This is a genomic window from Sulfobacillus thermosulfidooxidans DSM 9293, assembly GCF_900176145.1.
In the GTDB taxonomy this organism is placed as follows: Bacteria; Bacillota; Sulfobacillia; order Sulfobacillales; family Sulfobacillaceae; genus Sulfobacillus; species Sulfobacillus thermosulfidooxidans.
Genome location: NZ_FWWY01000001.1, coordinates 1111963 through 1128604 on the forward strand (window position 1 = coordinate 1111963; position 16642 = coordinate 1128604).

The window sequence follows — 16642 nt, forward strand, 5'->3', positions numbered from 1 at the left end:
CTCGACACTTATTCCGGGAGTACCTGCAAAGTAAACTCTGCGCTAATATCCTGGTAAAAGTGACAATGTACGGTATACGTGCCCACATGACGAATGGGCTCGATTTCTAGCTTCTTTTTGTCAATGTGATATCCCCGGCTATTGAGTAAGTCCGCCACATCTTGCGTGGTAATGGCGCCAAACAACCGTCCTTGATCCCCGCTTTTCGCGCGCAGAATGAAACTTTGCCCTTTGAGCTCTTTCGCAAGCCGACGATATTGATCCAGCTCTTTTTGATGCTGGGCTTGTTGCCGGGCTTGTTCGCGCTTTATCTGCTCTTCCCGGGACTTTGTTGCTTCAGCAGCCAACCCTTTGGGTATCAAGAAGTTCCTGGCATACCCATCTTTGACTTCAATAACGTCCCCCTTGTTACCACTGCCTCGCACATCTTGCAACAGAATCACTCGCATTACATGGGCCTCCTTAACGTCAACAGATAATCACGTAAATTCCAAATGCTTTCATATAGGCCTAAGAGACTCAACAGTGCCATGCCAACCCAAGACCCTAAAGACCACAGTCCTAATAGGCCAACTCGGTAAAATTTAGGTAATCCGGATAACTCACCAATTCGCCATAGCACATTAACCCCCAAAACGAGATAAGACGCCATGGCAACGATAAAAATTTCCACGATAGCGACAGGAACATGGTGGGCCACCACTTGACTGATAACGAGTGCCGCCAAATCCGCGGCGGTAATCCATAAGACCCACTTCGGCATGCACCAGCGTCCAAAAAAAGGCACTTGGGCAATCGGCAATTCCGCTAACTCTGCAAAAAACGCTAGTACCAAAAAGATTCCGGTACCCCAAAAAACTTGATCAGCGATAAATCCCAAAAACCAGTACTGAGGAATCCAGCCAAGCCACGCATTCAATCCGAGCCAGGGTGCCAATAACCTCATAGGTCTTATGCTCCAGATCATTAAGGTATGAAGTGGTTGAGGATAGTACGTTTGAGCAATGAGATATTGACTTAGCCCCATCGCGAGCACGGTGCCTACCCACCGCCACGCCGCTTTCTTGTGCGTGCGGTACGCCCAGCCCGTAGCCACCGTCACGGGTACCGCGGCTAAAACAAAGAAGACATCCCACGTTGACCCGCCGGGAAATAAGGGAATGGCTGCAATTTCAAGCAAGATCATCAGAAAGGTAAACCGCCATGCCCGGCGCATCACGGTCAGACTTAATCCCAGCGGCATGATGGCGCGGACTAACGGCTGCCATTCGGGGGCAATGACTAGCCATCCACTGAGCATGACGGCCAGAGAGGATAAAAAGGCGATTTCACTGATGAGTTCGAGCCGCCTTAAATAGGCCGTCATCCGGCGTTGACCTTCTACGGTTTGTAAAGCCGTCTCAATCGGTTCCGGACTCCAGATCATGCCTGACACTCCTGCCTTTACGGTAGTAACTGCTCATCACGTAATGAGTCCCTAAGACGATATGAAAGCAATGGTAACAATCATCGTAACAGGAATCGTCTCGCAAATTGTGCATTCCATGGCAACATGATCTTCATAACCCTTGTTATACCCTACAATACCCTGGCAAGCAATCTTGTACCGATATAACAAGGGTCGATGAAGAATAAAAGAGCACGCGCGGCGTGCTCTTTTGTCTGTTTATTCGATGGTGAAGGGCAAGAGCGCCATATTCCGAGCACGCTTAATGGCTACCGTCATTTGCCGTTGGTGCTTGGCACAGTTTCCAGAAATACGCCGGGGAAGAATCTTGCCACGTTCGGTGATATACCGTCTTAGTCGAGATGCTTCCTTAAAATCGACGTACTCCACTTTATCCACACAAAATCCACAGACCTTTTTCTTAGGTCGCCGACCTCGCTCTTTACGCATAGGCAAAACCTCCTTTCGTTCGTTCTTGCTTTTCTTGCGTTCTTCCACAGCCCATTCGTATGGCTCCGTTAGCTGTTTTGTCTAGAACGGGAGATCATCTGGAAATGCTACGTCGTCCGTCATTGCCACGTCTGGCATGGGATTAGAGGGAGAACCTTGACCATCTTTGGGCCGATCCAAAAACCGCACGCTATCCGCAATCACTTCGGCCACCCGCCGCTTACTTCCGTCTTGCGCTTCGTAGCTTCGAATTTGTAGGCGGCCTTCCAAGGCAATAAGTCGGCCTTTGGTTAAATGGTTACCCACGGTTTCCCCTAATTTTCGCCACGCGACACAATCAATAAAATCGGCTTCCCGTTGTCCTTGTTGATTGGCGAACGGGCGATCGACTGCAAGAGTGAACGAGGCCACAGGGACTCCCTGAGGCGTGTAGCGCAATTCGGGATCGCGGGTTAAGCGACCGATGAGAATAATGCGGTTTAGCATTCGGCTCCTCCCCTTCTAATCGTCAAGGCGTACAATGATGGATCGCACCACATCATCATGGATTTTCAGCACACGGGTAATTTCGTTCGCAATATCTTCGGAACCGTCATAATCGAAGTCGACGACCATGTAGAAACCTTCGGTCAGTCCGTTAATCTCGTAGGCTAGCTTGCGGCGACCCCATTTGTCTACTTTTGTGATTGTCCCCTGTTGTTGGGTAATCACATCGTTGAACCGATCAATATCGGCTTGGGTTTGCTCTTCGCCTAAATCCGGTTTCAAAATGTACATGAGCTCATAATGAGCCAAACTTTTCACCTCCTCCACGGTCACCCGCCCTCGCGGGGGCTCCGTATTCCACCGGAGCAGGGTGGTGTGAGCATTCGCTCAAACAGACATAGTGTAACAGCTATTCATCATATTGGCAATGAACAAGCCCTATCTACTGCCAAGAAACAATTTTATGCCATGCCACGTAGCGAGCGCGGGTCAAAAAGAAAAAGCCTGCCGTTTGTCTCTGAAGTCCCGTTATCGAGAGAGAAAATCCAGCAAGGCCATTCTTTTCAACGGATGTGAGATCGCGATACATCCTTTAGGCATTCATGGCTTGAGGAGTAATGCCCATGGCCAGGTAAATCAGCCTTCTCATTAACTGCGGAAATTCCAAGCCATAAGCTTTAGCCGCTTTGGGTAACAAGGAATTGGGCGTCATCCCAGGAATGGTGTTGACTTCCAAGAGGATGGGTCCTTCCGTGGTTAAAATAAAATCGCTACGAGAAAAGCCGCGGCATCCGAGAATTTGATGAGCCCGGACGGCGAGGTCTTGAATCCGGCGGGCACTTTTGTGATCGATTTGGGCCGGACAGATTTCATCCGAGCCGCCATCGGCATACTTGGACGTAAAATCGAAGAAGTTGCCAGCATGGGGAACAATTTCAATCAGAGGTAACGCCGTTACAGAACCGTCATAATCCTCCAGGACGGCACACGTCAATTCCCGGCCAACTAATTTTTTCTCCACTAAGAGGGGTACCCCAACGTCCGCATGCTCTTCCAAGGCTTGACGTAAGGCATCGCGGTTATCGGTCATATGGATGCCCACGCTTGATCCCCCTTCGTTGGGTTTCACCACCAAGGGATAACCTAGACGCGTTTCAATTTGCGGAATCAGCCGCTCAATCGATTCGGCCTTAGTGGGGGGAATATAAAATTCAGGAGCCGTAGGTAAGCGGTGGAATTGGAACAACTCTTTGGCCCGGTGCTTGTTCATCGCCAAGGCCGAAGCTAAAGGACCACTTCCGGTATACGGAATATGTAAGGTGTCGAGCACCGCTTGAATTGTCCCGTCTTCGCCAAAGGCACCATGCAGCGCGATAAACACCACATCGGCATCTTCTAGCAATTGAATCCCTCGTAAGGTGGCTTGGCGCGGTGGAGCTGAGTGGACTAATGCTGATGGATGCATCGCGTCTTCAGGAATGGTTCGAGTTTTTTCCCAGTCGCCATTTTCATGAATCACAATGGCATCCACACAAAAATCATCTAAACTAGCTAAAGCATTAAACACCATGCGCCCGCTCGACATCGATACGCTGTACTCAGCCGAGGGTCCACCCATTAAGACCATCACGTGCGGTTTTGTCATTAAAATGCCTCCTTGATTCAGTTCCGTCAATAACTGTGTGTTGGGCACATTGTCTTATTATATTTATGCGCAAACCCCATGCTTCAGTGATTCGGATCTGCGACATTCTCCGCGACACTTACGATGCGCTTTACCGCACGTTCAAACGTCTTACGGGGAATCATAATCCGGTGCCCGCATTTTTGGCATTTCAAGCCAAAATCAATCCCGGTGCGGGTGATTATCCACAATTTATTCCCACATGGATGAGGTTTTTTCAACTCAACGACATCATTAAGATGATACTGTATTGGTCCCATTGCTCGCCAATCCTTTCCCTGTTCCTGCAAATCGTATCGAATGACGGTAAAAGGATTCCACGACACATTGTCGAATCCAATGATCGACGTGGCTTTGTGTACTCAAGGTGGCCGGTGCCGTAATGCTCCATGATATGGTACCACTGGTGAAAGCGGTAATGCCGGCTAAAGAAGCACCAGGTACTTGGGATTGCGCCGTATCCACCGCTTCCTCTAGAGCTCGTTGAACTGTTTTGGGATCTTCGCCCGCATCAACCGGTATGGGAACGGTCACTGACAAGGTTCCCCGGCTATGATTTTTCACTTCCAAGATGAGGCGGTTAGGGATGATGACGGTTTCCCCAGTCGAACCCGTTAACCGTGTAATACGAATACCGACCTCTTGCACTAAGCCGGATAGATTAAGAGCAGGAAAGGTCACGTAATCGCCTACCCCAAATTGGTCTTCGTAGAGTAAAAACATGCCGGTGACGACATCCTGGACAAATCCTTGCGCGCCAAAACTGATGGCTAAGCCGAAAATCCCAGCACCCGCAATTAACGAGGTCGTCTGGACGTGAAACCGGGCTAAGACCATCACGACCACAACAAAATCGGTCACATAACGAACCACTGAGGTTAATAAACGGTAAAGGGTAATGCGGCGTTGGCTGTGTGCACTTTTGCCGTGCTCCAAACGTTTGAAAAGCCTACCGACCACCCGAATAAAAATACTGGCGACAATAATAATGACAGCGGCTTCAATCGAATCCGAAAGAAAATGATGGGGTAAATGCATTAGAGAAATGTCCCTCCTGGTAATTTGGCGATGTGGCCAAATAACCCTGCGAGGGTCATGACCAATCGATCATGGCGTAACGCCACCGTTAGTGGACTATGATTTAAAAGTGGTAAAGCAAAAATTAAAGTCACTAATAAGCCGATCAAGATGCCGTGCTCGGCTAATCCAGCAATGGCGCCCCCTAATTTGTTAAGAAAACCGGTAATGCGCAAGGTCTTAACAACCCGCGTCAAAAATTCCCCTATTAAACGGCCGATAAATTCTACGGCGCCAACAATGACCAGAAACACGAGGAGGGCGACCAGCATGTGAATGAGATTGTCAGCTTGAATGGTATAGCCAGGCACCGTGGATGCGGGTCCCGGTAATAAATGCCTGGTCCACCGGGCAATCGGTAAGGTGGTCATCAAGGATTGGGTCAGCGCAGCTTGGTATTGAGTGGCAATGATAATCCCCACAATATATCCCGCCAAACTAAAGAGGACCGTCACGAGTCCCCGTCTTAGACCACTGACGGCACCAATTGCGATATACAAGAGGATTGCTAGGTCTATCCAATGCACTCCCAAGTTCCCCCTATCTTCGGCATTTATAACCGGCGGTGAGGATGCGGCCACAACCATAATATATAAGCTGTCAAAAGAGCTAACAATCCGGGATCCACGGGCGCGCCGCCTTGAGCAAGCGATAATTTTGCGGCGATAAAGGCGCCGATCCCCGAGGCCGTGGCTATCAGAACGTCTTCGATAATCATCTTGCTCGACCGGGGTTTCCACAACACGATCCCCACCTGAACGGCCAGAACCGCCAAAATAAATTCGGCTATAAAGCGCGCTACCATAACGCCAGAAGTGACGTGAGACGTCCACACCTCTAGGACGACAATGGGCAGTAAGATGGATATGGCGACACCCAAAATACTGATTAGGCGTTTGGATCTTTTATGTCTCACAGTTTCCCCCGTCCTAACAACCAAATGGCGAGGATGATGCCGAGAATAACCCAGATCCATTGACGCACGAACACGCCCAATGGAAACCATTCCTTTTTCCCTAGTTTTCCCATTGGCATCAACGGTCGATCTTTCGCCAATTGCCGTGTTTCTAATCTTTGTGAGCGCTTCAAGTGAGCGACAGACTGTCCGATACGCCCCATCCGGCGATAAGCGATTGCCAGGTTTCGGTGCGCTGGAGGATATTCCGGGTCACTTTGTAATGCCAAGGTATAATGTTTGATAGCTTCGTCAATCTGCCCCCGTTCCAAATAAATATTGCCCAAATTGGTTAGCGACGGCACATGCAGTTTTTCCTTGGATAAGGCATAAAGAAAATACTTTTCCGCATGATCGAGCTGTCCGGTTTCCGCATAAATGACCCCGAGCTTGTTGTATCCTTCAGGACGCTCCGGATAGACATCCATAATCCGATTAAAAATTTTCATCGCTTCATCGCGGTCGCCCGATTCCCAAGCCTTGGTCCCTTGTGCTAACCATAATTGACCCTCTTCATCCCATGCTTTCGGGCCCGTATCATTTGAGTTATTCAATGCCTATTATCCGCCCCTCTTGAAGACACAAACAATGGTAACCACAACATTATCGCTAATGATCCCATGACCGGATAGAGGTTTTTCACAAGTGCTTGAAAACTCCATTGAGTTAACGCTAATACAATCCACAATAAAATGAGATTCCGTTTTCCGTAACGTTCGCGAAACACAAAGACGATCCCAATACCCGTTGTTAAAAGTGCCAACCACAAGCTTGCGCCATAGAGAATCCCGAGATGCGTGTTGATGCGGTAGGCAACCCATAACATCGGTAAATCATTAACGTGTGACAGTCCTACTAGGACATGGTGTTCTAAAGTGAGTAATAATCCGAGAATGATACCTCCCAAAGTGGCAGCATACCATGCTTCCCGACTTGAGTGCATCTTGGATCCCAAACCTAGCAATACCATCACCGCTGTGAATAAATTATACGACACATAAAGGACCGCTGACAAAAGCCAAGCACCGGGTTGTCTGATAGTCAGCGCAAGGGGGGATGATGAGGGAGATAACAGACTCGTGAGCAGGGTAATAAGGATAAGATAGGGCACGATCACGCTATTGGCTTTGGTAATACCTTCTACACCCCAATATCCCACATAGAGGATAAGACCAAGGGTAAAGATTTTGCCTATCCAGGGATTCACATGAAAACTTGCCAGCGTGCTGCCACCCCCGGCAACCACGACGGTCAAGCCCAAGAGCAAAAACACATCGGTCATTCCTTCGCCCATACGAGCCATAGCCGGAGAATAGACATTAGTGAGAAGATGTCCGAAATCCGTGATGCCATGCCGGCCTTTTTCTAGCGCAATAGCCCCCACGATGCTAAAAACTGCTGAGGAGATGATGATCCCCATCATGCCATGAGGACCAAAACGACTAAAAAACTGCCAGATTTCTTGTCCACTTGCAAACCCTGCTCCCACAACGGTACCGACGTATGCTAATGCCACACTTAGAACCACAGTAAGTCGCATAGATTTCCTCCTTTTTAGTACATCTATGACGTGAGTTGGATAAAATAGTCATAGAGAGTTGGGGGGAATCTGTGTGGCGGATATTGTTGGGGTAAACCGGGCCTCGGGGGGATATCAGGAAAAACGGGTTCAATACGATGCACCAGGTGCGGTGCTTGAATTAAGCGCAGCCCTCAAATGGTTATGGCGACGAGAAGGCATTCCCGAAACGGTCTTATGCATCGGAACAGATCGATCCACAGGAGATGCTCTAGGTCCCCTGGTCGGAACGACATTAAGTCAAAAACGGCTCGGACCTATCCGCGTTTTCGGGACATTAGAAGATCCCGTCCATGCAGCGAATCTCACCGACTATATTCGTGCTTATCCATCTTTGCTCACAAGCCGGGTATTCGCCATTGACGCCTCGTTAGGTCGTCTCCCTGATGTCGGAACCTTGACCGCGGCCTTAGGACCTCTGAAACCTGGCGCCGGAGTAAATAAACAGCTTCCTGCATTAGGACGCTATCATTTAACCGGAACGGTCAATGTCGGAGGGTTTATGGAGTTTTTTGTGTTACAAAACACTCGTCTTAATGTGGTCATGAAAATGGCCTCCTGTATTGCGGAGGCCTTTGTGCAGAGTTTGGGATTAAGTTGAGGAAACAGAGGAAGATGCGTTGCGGATATCATCTGATCCCTTAGCCAAGCGCGTCGTCATCGCTAAATCGATGGCACGGCGTTCTTCTTGACTTAAGGCATAACGGCTGTCACGTTCCTTGATCGGCTTAGCATATAAACGGACTTCATTGCGGGCCCATAAGCTGGTTAAAACAATTCCATCACCAAAATCATTTAATAGCGCTAAAGAAAAGGATAAGTCCGCCCCGGTATCATCAAACGGATTAAAGCGTACCAGGCCAAATTTGGTGAGAGTTTGAGCATGTTTTGTTTCTAACAGGGCAATGCGTTCGTCAAATTGTGCGGCAACGTGTTTCGCGTCCATGGCTTCCCCATAGGTTTTTGCCAAGGATTCCTCGAGATTAATTCCACCGCCCCGCAATACCCGGTTTAGTCTTTTTTTAAGGCGTGCAGCGGATGCCCATGAGAAAAATGCTATAAGGAGGGCTAAGATGGCGATAGCGGCACTACCGAGTGCAATCCATTCCGCGGGTATGGTCGACAGCATCAATGTTCCTCCAATCATAGAAAATATATGCCATGGTTTTTTAGCCACAAAAGCAACACGGGAAAGAATAAAGCCGGCAACAAATTACCGATTTTAATCGTGTTGTTGTTCAAAATGAAATTGATCCCGATAGCTGCAATCATTAATCCTCCAACAACCGTGATATCGGTTAACAAGATCCCTTTGAGAACGGGTTCCAGGTCCGATGCCAACAACGATAAGGACCCTTCATAGACCACAGTCACCACTGAAGCTGCGATAACACCCCAACCTGCCACCGAGGTTAAAATCATAGCGGTGGTCCCATCGAGTACTGCTTTAGTCGCAAGGATGCTATATGTTCCCGTCAATCCATTTTGTAAGGAACCTAATATCGACATGGCCCCGATATTAAAGATTAAAGTGCCGGCGATAAAGCCTTTGGCGAAACCGGAACGACCTACACGTGATTCAGCCCATTGACCAAATTGTTGAAGACGATCGTCAATGCGAAGCCATGATCCGAGCCACAGTCCCAACACCATGGACAACAAGGTGTTTATCGCATCAGGTAGTGGCCACGCCATTTTCAGACCAATCAAAATTACGACAACCCCGATAATCCGTAGCGCCTGATCGCGAAATTGCTCGCTGAGATTACGTCCTCCGAAAATGCCAATCAACGATCCGACAATAATACCCAAACCATTCATTAACGAGCCAGCAACTTGCTGCATTGTTCCTCAAGGAACACTCCTCTCGAATTCACCTGATGTCTTGTTCCTCATTAATAATGTTCCTCAAGGAACATTAAACGACAAAATCCCCAGACGCTGCTTGAGGATGTTCTTCAAGAATTTCCAAAATCCGTTCCAATTCTTCAACGGTATGGTACGGAATTTCGATCCGTCCTTTATTGAGATCGCCTTTTACGCGGACTTTTGTTCCAAACCGACGTCGCAATTGTTCTTCTGTCACGGCAATGTGAACATCCGGTTTTTTGATTTGAGGTGCTTTTGTCACGGTTAGCATGGCCGCATGGGTTTCTAGCTGGCGAAGAGTCCACTCTTCTTTCACTGCCCGCTCCGCCAGTTCCAACCGCTTACCGGGGTCTAGTGATAATAAAAATTTGGCATGGGCCACCGTTAATTTTTGTTCAGCCACCCATTGTTGAATCTCGGGTTCTAAACTCAACAACCGTAAATAATTCGCAATATGAGACCGGGATTTACCCACCCGTTCACCAATTTGTTCCTGTGTCCACCCCAACTCTTGGGTTAACTTATGATAAGCCCATGATTCTTCCATCGGATTTAAATCACTGCGCTGGAGGTTTTCCACCAAGGCAATCTCCATGGCTTCTTGATCCGACATGGAACGAATAATGGCCGGTATCTTATCCATTTGTGCGCTTTTGGCTGCCCGGTATCGCCTTTCTCCGGCTACTAATTCATAGCCACCACCTGTACTGGATGGACGCACCACAATGGGTTGAATGACGCCATGAACTCGGATTGATGCCGACAGTTCATTTAGCTCGTTTTCCGCAAAATGACGCCGGGGTTGAAACGGACTGGAATGAATACGCTCAATCGGAATTTGTTCGACTCCAGATGTCATATCGCCGCCAATATTGCCCCCATTATGCGACCCTTCAGGAATTAAAGACGACAATCCCCGACCAAGACCGCGGCTTTTAGCCATTTGCCATCACCTCCTCTGCCAATGCCCGATATCCTTCTGCGCCCCGTGACTTCGGATCATATCGCATAATAGGCAGCCCATGACTGGGAGCTTCACTGAGACGCACGGTTCTCGGAATCACAGCCTGATACACTTTGGAAGCAAAATGTTGTCGAACTTCGTGCGCGACTTGTCCCGCCAAATTCGTTCGTCCATCATACATTGTCAAAACAATGCCTTCCAATTCCAAGTGGGGATTCAACCGTGCCGTGACTAAATCAATTGTCGACAATAATTGCGATAACCCTTCCAACGCAAAAAATTCGCACTGCATAGGAATCATAACACGGTCAGCTGCACATAAGGCATTAATGGTTAATAAACCCAAGGATGGTGGACAGTCGACAAAAATGTAATCGTAACGATCTTTGACAGGTTGTAATGCCTTCTTTAAGCGCAATTCCCTCTCTACGGCTTGAGATAAATCCACTTCCGCTCCAGCTAAATCCAAAGTAGCTGGAATTAGATGAAGTCCGACGACATCCGTAGGCACCAACGCCTCCATAACCGGTTGTGATTCTAACAGAACATCATAAATCGACACATCCATCCCTTGCTTATCAATACCCAAGCCGGTCGTCGTGTTGCCTTGGGGATCAATGTCTACGGCCAAGACCCGTTTTCCAGAATCTGCGAGATACGCGCCAAGATTAATCACGGTGGTTGTTTTGCCAACTCCGCCCTTTTGGTTGGCCACTGCGATAATTCGGCCCATTCGTCAGTGCCTCCTGTTGATTCATTCTCGAAGGTAATGCTCAAGCCCAAAAGGATGCAACGGAGAATTTTTTATCTTCCGTCCTTGAAGCTGCTTGTCCTAGCGACTCTAAACCGAATTATAAACGATTTCTCATGCACAATGGCTTGTAGTCTCGATCAATCTGTTATTCTTTGGTGATATCCATCCCTAACCATTTGGCCCGGCGAGGAAATTGTGGCGGCGTAGCGCGGACTTTGACAACACGCACTACCTGGGAGGTTCCATTATCGCCATAGGGCACTGAAATTTCCTCAATATTTCCACCAAGTTTCTGGCATAATTCCCTGGCTTCTTCAACTTCAGCGCGTACATGCGTCCGGCCCTTGGGAAAAAGACCGCGTCCACCAATTTTTAAAAACGGCAAACTTAACTCTAAGGTTGTCTTTAATGACCCCACTGCACGGGCCGTCACAATCTCGGCCCATTCCCTGTATTCCTCTTGATGACGAATGAACTCTTCAGCCCGCTCACGGATAACCTGCGTATTGCTGAGGTTCAAGCGTTCAGCCATGTAGCCCAAATATTCGGCACGTTTTTGTCGCGCTTCAATTAAGAGCCATGACGTCGAAGTCATCAAAATAGCTAACACTAAACCGGGAAAACCGCCACCACTGCCGATATCAATGGCTGTATGTATTTCTGATAGCCTCACGCCCTGAACGGTTTGCACCGCATCAAACACTCCATGGACCCATAACTCCTCAGGTGTCCTAAATCCCGTTATGTTAAATGGCGCTTCATGAACGAGTTTGACTAATGCCTCAAGACGCTCACGAATACTGTCTTCCTCAAGCTGCCCCACCAGATCCCCATTAAGCCATGATGGCTTTTGTATCATAATGCCTCCCATCAATGCAATTCATGTCTTACGAAAATGACCGCGCTTATGCGCGGTCACCACATTTTTCATTACCGTGTCGCTTGAGCGCCTCCGCCGGTTGCCCCGTCTACAGGTCTTCGCAACAGCCACATGGTTTGACCCAATTGGAACAAGTTAGAGACAACATAGTACACTGACAGACCCGCAGGAAACCGGGACGCCACATATCCAAACACAATCGGCATCATCCACAACATGAGCTTTTGACTTTGTTGCATTTCCGGTTGCTGCGGAGTCATCATCATAGTTTGTTTTTGCATGAAAAATGTGCTGACCGCAACCAGAAGCGGAAGGATGTACGTGGGGTCAGGCTTGGCCAAATTCTGCCATACCCAAAACCCATAATTGTGATGGACGTATTTAAAGCGTTCCAAAACATCAAAGAGGCCATACATGACAGGAATCTGTAGTAAAAGGGGCAAACATCCCGATGCCGGATTGACCCCTTCTTCCTTGTATAGTTTGGCTAATTCCGCTTGCATAGCCTGTGGATTGCCCTTATGACGCTGCTGAATTTCCCGCTGCTTCGGTCCCACTTTGGCCATCTTTTGCATTGACCGGGCCTGATAAATACCGAGTGGCAACAGAATCAACCGCACCATCAGTGTCAAAAGGATGATCCCTAACACGTAATTATGGGTCCATCCCGTGAATACCACAAAGGCATCCCGGATTAGGCTTAAAAACCCGCCCCAAATACCCATTTATAGCCTCCTTAACGATCTATGGAACTGGGTCATAGCCGCCCTCGTGTAAAGGGTGACACCGTAAAATTCGTCGAACAGCTAAATACCCGCCTTTTGGCACCCCATACTTCGCGACAGCTTCTACAGCATATTGCGAACAGGTCGGCATGTAACGGCAGCTCGGCGGGGTCATCGGAGAGATATATCTCTGATACAGGTGAATTAACCCAATCACAATCTTTCTCATCCGTCTTCGCCTACCTCATAACATCTTACAGCTGCTTTTTCAGACATCCCGCTCTCACTAATAATTTGTGCAAGGAGTGAACAAGCCGGTCCCAATCCTCAGTTAAGACAGGTTTCTTGCCCAAAATAATTAAATCTCCGCACGGCGTCACATTTTCCGCAAAAAGAGAAAAAAGTGCTCGGAGCCTACGGCGAATACGGTTCCGTTTAACGGCCGAACCCGCAGAGCGCTGCGTCGTAAAACCTATTCGCGATGCTACACCATCATTAGACAGAATGAAAAGGACCATATAACGGTCCCCTACGGTGCGTCCAAATCGGAAAACCCGACCAAAATCGGCGCGCCTTTTAAGACGCTGAAATTGTGCCATGATCTTATCCAGCTAAACGTTTACGACCCTTAAGTCGGCGCCTTTTGAGGACCATACGGCCAGCTTTCGTGGACATACGTTTTCTAAAACCATGGACTTTTGCCCGGTGACGACGGTTCGGTTGGTACGTGCGCTTCACATTAGTCACCTCCCGACTCTAGCGCAAATGTGCTTTAATTATATCCACTTCCTGTTTGGGGGTCAAGGAACCGACCGCTTATTTAACCCTTAGATTTTCTTCCTTAGTTCATTGAGAGCCTTGTCCGAATTTGTTATCATAAACCCACTCCTCCGCGCGGCGGGGGCATTCATTATTTATAGGTGAGTTATCAACAATTTGTGGATAACTTTGTGGATTTCTTGTGTATATTAGGGGGAATTGTTTCATGCTTGAGGTCGGCTTGGAAAGCCTGTGGGCAGACACGGTTGCACGACTCGAAAGCGAATTATCCACACCCAGCATTGAGACTTGGGTGAGGCAAGTATTCCCACTGTCTTTGGAGGATGGTGTGCTGGAACTGGCCGTACCGAGTGATTTTGTGCGCCAAATTATCGCCAGCCGCTACACAGGCTTGCTGCGTGATGTCTTGGCAAAATCCGCCGGGCGTCCTATTGATGTCCATTTAATCCTCACTCCTAAATCATCGGAGACAGTCTATAACGAAAAACCCGTACCGGTACCGATTTCTGTCACTCAAGAATCCCGACCGCCGGTGAACAAAGAGCCCTCCGAAACCACAGAATCAGAATTTCATACCCGTCTTAATCCCAAATATGTTTTCGAGGCTTTTGTTGTCGGGGTCTCTAACCGCTTCGCCCATGCGGCATGTCAAGCGGTGGCAGAAATGCCCGCTAGAGCCTACAACCCGTTATTCCTATACGGTGGTGTAGGTCTTGGGAAAACTCACTTGATGCACGCCATCGGCCACCATGTCTTAGCGGGGTCGCCCAAAGCGCGCGTATTATACGTATCATCTGAAAATTTTACCAATGAGATGATCAACGCTATCCGTGACGATAAAATGGTGCGTTTTCGCCAACGGTACCGCAATATTGATGTTTTGCTAATCGATGATATTCAATTCGTGGCTGGAAAAGAACGAACCCAGGAAGAATTTTTCCACACGTTCGAAGCGCTACACGGAGCCCATAAACAAATTGTTATTTCGAGCGATCGTCCTCCAAAAGACATTCCCACTCTCGAAGAGCGTTTACGTTCACGCTTCGAATGGGGCCTCATCACGGATATTCAACCACCCGATCTGGAAACGCGCATTGCGATTTTGGCCAAAAAGGCACAGCTCGAAGACTTATCCGTGCCCGATTCGGTGTTGCAGTTTATCGCGACTCGCATTGATACCAACATTCGGGAACTAGAAGGGGCCTTAATCCGCGTCATGGCCTATGGTTCGATCACGCGTCAACCATTGACAGCAGAACTCGCCATGGAAGCCTTAAAGGACGTCATTCCCAATTCGCGACCGAAACCGATTACGATTCGCCTGATTCAAGAAGAGGTCGCGAAACACTTTGATCTCCGGGTCGAAGATCTCAAGGCCAAAAAACGAACCCGAACGGTAGCCTTTCCCAGACAAGTCGCGATGTATATGGCAAGGCAATTGACCGACTCCAGTCTTCCTCGGATTGGTGAGGAATTTGGGGGACGAGACCACACAACGGTCATTCATGCCTGTGAAAAAATCGAGCAAGAACGACATACGGATACACAACTTGCCCAATTATTGGAAGCTTTGACAAAACGGATCAAATCACGTTGAAAAGGTGGGGATAAAGTCTGGATAAACAGGGGACTCTTTGTGGAACAATGTCGAGTCATACACAGGCCTAGAATTTTTCTGCCATCTGTCCCCATTTATCCCCGTTTTGATACACGAGTTATTCACTGTTTTTTGGTGTCGGATCAGCGCGATTTATAAGGACTTATGGGACTTATCCCCGTTATCCCCAGCCCTTATTACGACTACGGATTTGATCGATCAAAATCATGATCATCATAAGCATGGGGAAAACTGGGCGACGAACACGAAGGAGGACAGCAACCAATGCGGTTTAGTGCTGCACAAGATCAAACAGCGTCAGCTTTGCAACAAGTTATTCGCGTAATTCAACCGCAAAATACCATGGCCATTTTGACAGGCGTGCAACTCCAGGCTGATCGGGGCGTCTTACGGCTATCGGCCACCGACTTATCAAGTCACATTGTGGCAGAAATTCCCTGTGATGTGTCAGAACCTGGTTATGTCGTTCTTCCCGCTTCCACATTGAGTGATTTAATTCACCGTCTGCCGACAGCCACATTCGAATTGTCGACTGAAGAATCCAGTGGACGTGCAACTATTCGCTATGGACGCAATAAAGCGGTGATCAATGGATTTGGTCGGGAAATGCTCCCTAATTTTCCAGCTATGAACACCGATAAACAGACCATTGAATTGCCGGCCGGCACTTTAGCCACCTTAAGCCGACAACTTTTATTCGCGTGTTCCAAAGATGACACCCGGCCCATATTAAAAGGCGTCTATATCAAACTCGCTAACGGTCGTTTAGTCATGGTCGCCACGGATGGAAGCCGACTATCTCATACCTGGCTTCCTGTTCCGGATTACCGGGGAATCGAAGAATCGGTGGTGATCTCACCTAAAGTGTTGGCGGAGGGCGCGCGTATTAACGCGAATCAAGCTGTAACGCTGACGATGGGCCAGGGGTTGATCGAACTATCCGCACCAGGGATGACGTTTACTAGCCGCTTGTTAGATGGCCAATATCCCGACTATGATCGCGTTATTCCCACAGAATACATCAGTCAGTGTCGGGCTGCGACCGGAGATTTTCGGGGTGCGGTGGAACGCGTCAGTTTAATCGCGGCTAAGGAACGGTCCACGCCTTTACGCATTCGGATCGAATCCGGAAGCATCGAATTATCTACTCAAGCAGCAGAAATTGGTCAGGCTGAAGAAATTATTGATTGTCCTACAGAAGGGCAAAATTTGGACATTCTGTTCAATCCCACATATATTCTAGAAGCCATTAAGTCGTTGGATGGCGAAGAGGTGATTATTGAGTTTTCCGGAGTCCAGTCCCCGGCGAAAATTCGGTCAGCCGACAACTCGTCCTATTTTCACATTCTCTTGCCCTTAAGGCAATTGGTCTGA

General features: G+C 48.4%; 24 protein-coding genes. 3 read left to right on the top strand and 21 right to left on the bottom strand.

Going from position 1 to position 16642, the window contains the following annotated elements; all coding sequences use genetic code 11:
• Positions 1-8: 8 nt before the first annotated feature.
• The 12 genes from rplI to B8987_RS05870 all read right to left on the bottom strand — a co-directional run bounded on the left by rplI (position 9) and on the right by B8987_RS05870 (position 7639).
• A complete protein-coding gene (gene rplI, locus B8987_RS05815) occupies positions 9-449 on the bottom strand; it encodes a 50S ribosomal protein L9 (RefSeq protein ID WP_020375181.1) in 441 nt (146 codons plus the stop codon).
• Positions 449-1426, bottom strand: a complete 978-nt coding sequence (locus B8987_RS05820; RefSeq protein ID WP_084660956.1) for a hypothetical protein — start codon at positions 1424-1426, stop codon at positions 449-451. The genes rplI and B8987_RS05820 overlap by 1 nt, the downstream gene beginning before the upstream one ends.
• Positions 1427-1666: 240 nt before the next feature.
• Entirely contained in the window at positions 1667-1897 is a 231-nt protein-coding gene (gene rpsR / locus B8987_RS05825; RefSeq protein ID WP_020375183.1) for a 30S ribosomal protein S18, read from the bottom strand.
• 81 nt (positions 1898-1978) lie between these two features.
• Entirely contained in the window at positions 1979-2383 is a 405-nt protein-coding gene (locus B8987_RS05830; RefSeq protein ID WP_020375184.1) for a single-stranded DNA-binding protein, read from the bottom strand.
• A 15-nt stretch (positions 2384-2398) separates the two neighbouring features.
• A complete protein-coding gene (gene rpsF / locus B8987_RS05835; protein ID WP_020375185.1) occupies positions 2399-2692 on the bottom strand; it encodes a 30S ribosomal protein S6 in 294 nt (97 codons plus the stop codon).
• A gap of 283 nt (positions 2693-2975) precedes the next feature.
• Positions 2976-4028 carry a D-alanine--D-alanine ligase family protein gene (locus tag B8987_RS05840; protein WP_084660957.1) on the bottom strand — a complete coding sequence of 351 codons (1053 nt, stop codon included), beginning with the start codon at positions 4026-4028 and terminating at the stop codon, positions 2976-2978.
• A gap of 83 nt (positions 4029-4111) precedes the next feature.
• Complete coding sequence (locus B8987_RS05845) at positions 4112-4327, bottom strand: DUF951 domain-containing protein (RefSeq protein WP_020375187.1); 216 nt, start codon at positions 4325-4327, stop codon at positions 4112-4114.
• The gene (locus B8987_RS05850; RefSeq protein WP_020375188.1) at positions 4302-5105 is read right to left on the bottom strand and encodes a mechanosensitive ion channel family protein; all 804 of its coding nucleotides are present in this window, start codon (positions 5103-5105) and stop codon (positions 4302-4304) included. Before B8987_RS05850 ends, B8987_RS05845 begins: the two co-directional genes overlap by 26 nt.
• Positions 5105-5671 carry a CvpA family protein gene (locus tag B8987_RS05855; protein WP_176213157.1) on the bottom strand — a complete coding sequence of 189 codons (567 nt, stop codon included), beginning with the start codon at positions 5669-5671 and terminating at the stop codon, positions 5105-5107. Before B8987_RS05855 ends, B8987_RS05850 begins: the two co-directional genes overlap by 1 nt.
• A 26-nt stretch (positions 5672-5697) precedes the next feature.
• Positions 5698-6060 carry a hypothetical protein gene (locus B8987_RS05860; RefSeq protein ID WP_020375190.1) on the bottom strand — a complete coding sequence of 121 codons (363 nt, stop codon included), beginning with the start codon at positions 6058-6060 and terminating at the stop codon, positions 5698-5700.
• Positions 6057-6653 (bottom strand): tetratricopeptide repeat protein, encoded by a 597-nt coding sequence (locus tag B8987_RS05865; RefSeq protein ID WP_020375191.1) that lies wholly within the window; start codon positions 6651-6653, stop codon positions 6057-6059. Before B8987_RS05865 ends, B8987_RS05860 begins: the two co-directional genes overlap by 4 nt.
• A complete protein-coding gene (locus tag B8987_RS05870; protein WP_020375192.1) occupies positions 6650-7639 on the bottom strand; it encodes a YkvI family membrane protein in 990 nt (329 codons plus the stop codon). The genes B8987_RS05865 and B8987_RS05870 overlap by 4 nt, the downstream gene beginning before the upstream one ends.
• A gap of 73 nt (positions 7640-7712) precedes the next feature.
• Here B8987_RS05870 and yyaC point away from each other — a divergent pair, with 73 nt between their 5' ends.
• On the top strand, positions 7713-8279 hold the full coding sequence (gene yyaC, locus B8987_RS05875) for a spore protease YyaC (protein ID WP_020375193.1): 567 nt from the start codon (positions 7713-7715) through the stop codon (positions 8277-8279).
• Here the strand turns inward: yyaC and B8987_RS05880 are convergent.
• From B8987_RS05880 to rpmH, 9 genes are all read right to left on the bottom strand, one after another.
• Positions 8271-8807 (bottom strand): DUF4446 family protein, encoded by a 537-nt coding sequence (locus B8987_RS05880; RefSeq protein WP_020375194.1) that lies wholly within the window; start codon positions 8805-8807, stop codon positions 8271-8273. The genes yyaC and B8987_RS05880 overlap by 9 nt on opposite strands.
• A gap of 14 nt (positions 8808-8821) precedes the next feature.
• Positions 8822-9523, bottom strand: coding sequence for a DUF554 domain-containing protein (locus tag B8987_RS05885; protein WP_084660959.1), 702 nt, complete (start codon positions 9521-9523; stop codon positions 8822-8824).
• 73 nt (positions 9524-9596) lie between these two features.
• Complete coding sequence (locus B8987_RS05890) at positions 9597-10490, bottom strand: ParB/RepB/Spo0J family partition protein (protein ID WP_020375196.1); 894 nt, start codon at positions 10488-10490, stop codon at positions 9597-9599.
• Positions 10483-11244, bottom strand: coding sequence for a ParA family protein (locus B8987_RS05895; protein WP_084660960.1), 762 nt, complete (start codon positions 11242-11244; stop codon positions 10483-10485). The genes B8987_RS05890 and B8987_RS05895 overlap by 8 nt, the downstream gene beginning before the upstream one ends.
• Before the next feature lie 166 nt (positions 11245-11410).
• A complete protein-coding gene (gene rsmG, locus B8987_RS05900) occupies positions 11411-12124 on the bottom strand; it encodes a 16S rRNA (guanine(527)-N(7))-methyltransferase RsmG (protein WP_176213158.1) in 714 nt (237 codons plus the stop codon).
• A 71-nt stretch (positions 12125-12195) separates the two neighbouring features.
• Positions 12196-12870, bottom strand: coding sequence for a YidC/Oxa1 family membrane protein insertase (locus tag B8987_RS05905; RefSeq protein WP_020375199.1), 675 nt, complete (start codon positions 12868-12870; stop codon positions 12196-12198).
• Between the two features lie 19 nt (positions 12871-12889).
• A complete protein-coding gene (gene yidD / locus B8987_RS05910) occupies positions 12890-13099 on the bottom strand; it encodes a membrane protein insertion efficiency factor YidD (RefSeq protein ID WP_076006772.1) in 210 nt (69 codons plus the stop codon).
• A gap of 25 nt (positions 13100-13124) precedes the next feature.
• Positions 13125-13469, bottom strand: a complete 345-nt coding sequence (rnpA, locus tag B8987_RS05915) for a ribonuclease P protein component (protein WP_020375200.1) — start codon at positions 13467-13469, stop codon at positions 13125-13127.
• 4 nt (positions 13470-13473) lie between these two features.
• A complete protein-coding gene (gene rpmH, locus B8987_RS05920; RefSeq protein WP_076006773.1) occupies positions 13474-13608 on the bottom strand; it encodes a 50S ribosomal protein L34 in 135 nt (44 codons plus the stop codon).
• A gap of 247 nt (positions 13609-13855) precedes the next feature.
• On the opposite strand from rpmH, the gene dnaA reads away from it, so the two are divergent.
• Positions 13856-15247: a chromosomal replication initiator protein DnaA gene (dnaA, locus tag B8987_RS05925; protein WP_020375201.1), complete on the top strand. Its 1392-nt coding sequence runs from the start codon at positions 13856-13858 to the stop codon at positions 15245-15247.
• A gap of 285 nt (positions 15248-15532) precedes the next feature.
• Complete coding sequence (dnaN, locus tag B8987_RS05930; RefSeq protein WP_020375202.1) at positions 15533-16642, top strand: DNA polymerase III subunit beta; 1110 nt, start codon at positions 15533-15535, stop codon at positions 16640-16642.

Excerpts from the sequence above, each read along its gene's own strand:
- B8987_RS05870 (WP_020375192.1), bottom strand. The coding sequence starts at position 7,639 with ATGCGACTTACTGTGGTTCTAAGTGTGGCATTAGCATACGTCGGTACC.
- rnpA (WP_020375200.1), bottom strand. The coding sequence starts at position 13,469 with ATGGCACAATTTCAGCGTCTTAAAAGGCGCGCCGATTTTGGTCGGGTT.
- B8987_RS05820 (WP_084660956.1), bottom strand. The coding sequence starts at position 1,426 with ATGATCTGGAGTCCGGAACCGATTGAGACGGCTTTACAAACCGTAGAA.
- B8987_RS05895 (WP_084660960.1), bottom strand. The coding sequence starts at position 11,244 with ATGGGCCGAATTATCGCAGTGGCCAACCAAAAGGGCGGAGTTGGCAAA.
- B8987_RS05905 (WP_020375199.1), bottom strand. The coding sequence starts at position 12,870 with ATGGGTATTTGGGGCGGGTTTTTAAGCCTAATCCGGGATGCCTTTGTG.
- B8987_RS05830 (WP_020375184.1), bottom strand. The coding sequence starts at position 2,383 with ATGCTAAACCGCATTATTCTCATCGGTCGCTTAACCCGCGATCCCGAA.
- rplI (WP_020375181.1), bottom strand. The coding sequence starts at position 449 with ATGCGAGTGATTCTGTTGCAAGATGTGCGAGGCAGTGGTAACAAGGGG.
- rpsR (WP_020375183.1), bottom strand. The coding sequence starts at position 1,897 with ATGCGTAAAGAGCGAGGTCGGCGACCTAAGAAAAAGGTCTGTGGATTT.
- B8987_RS05890 (WP_020375196.1), bottom strand. The coding sequence starts at position 10,490 with ATGGCTAAAAGCCGCGGTCTTGGTCGGGGATTGTCGTCTTTAATTCCT.
- rsmG (WP_176213158.1), bottom strand. The coding sequence starts at position 12,124 with ATGATACAAAAGCCATCATGGCTTAATGGGGATCTGGTGGGGCAGCTT.
- B8987_RS05840 (WP_084660957.1), bottom strand. The coding sequence starts at position 4,028 with ATGACAAAACCGCACGTGATGGTCTTAATGGGTGGACCCTCGGCTGAG.
- dnaA (WP_020375201.1), top strand. The coding sequence starts at position 13,856 with ATGCTTGAGGTCGGCTTGGAAAGCCTGTGGGCAGACACGGTTGCACGA.
- B8987_RS05885 (WP_084660959.1), bottom strand. The coding sequence starts at position 9,523 with ATGCAGCAAGTTGCTGGCTCGTTAATGAATGGTTTGGGTATTATTGTC.
- B8987_RS05850 (WP_020375188.1), bottom strand. The coding sequence starts at position 5,105 with ATGCATTTACCCCATCATTTTCTTTCGGATTCGATTGAAGCCGCTGTC.
- B8987_RS05880 (WP_020375194.1), bottom strand. The coding sequence starts at position 8,807 with ATGCTGTCGACCATACCCGCGGAATGGATTGCACTCGGTAGTGCCGCT.
- B8987_RS05845 (WP_020375187.1), bottom strand. The coding sequence starts at position 4,327 with ATGGGACCAATACAGTATCATCTTAATGATGTCGTTGAGTTGAAAAAA.
- yidD (WP_076006772.1), bottom strand. The coding sequence starts at position 13,099 with ATGAGAAAGATTGTGATTGGGTTAATTCACCTGTATCAGAGATATATC.
- dnaN (WP_020375202.1), top strand. The coding sequence starts at position 15,533 with ATGCGGTTTAGTGCTGCACAAGATCAAACAGCGTCAGCTTTGCAACAA.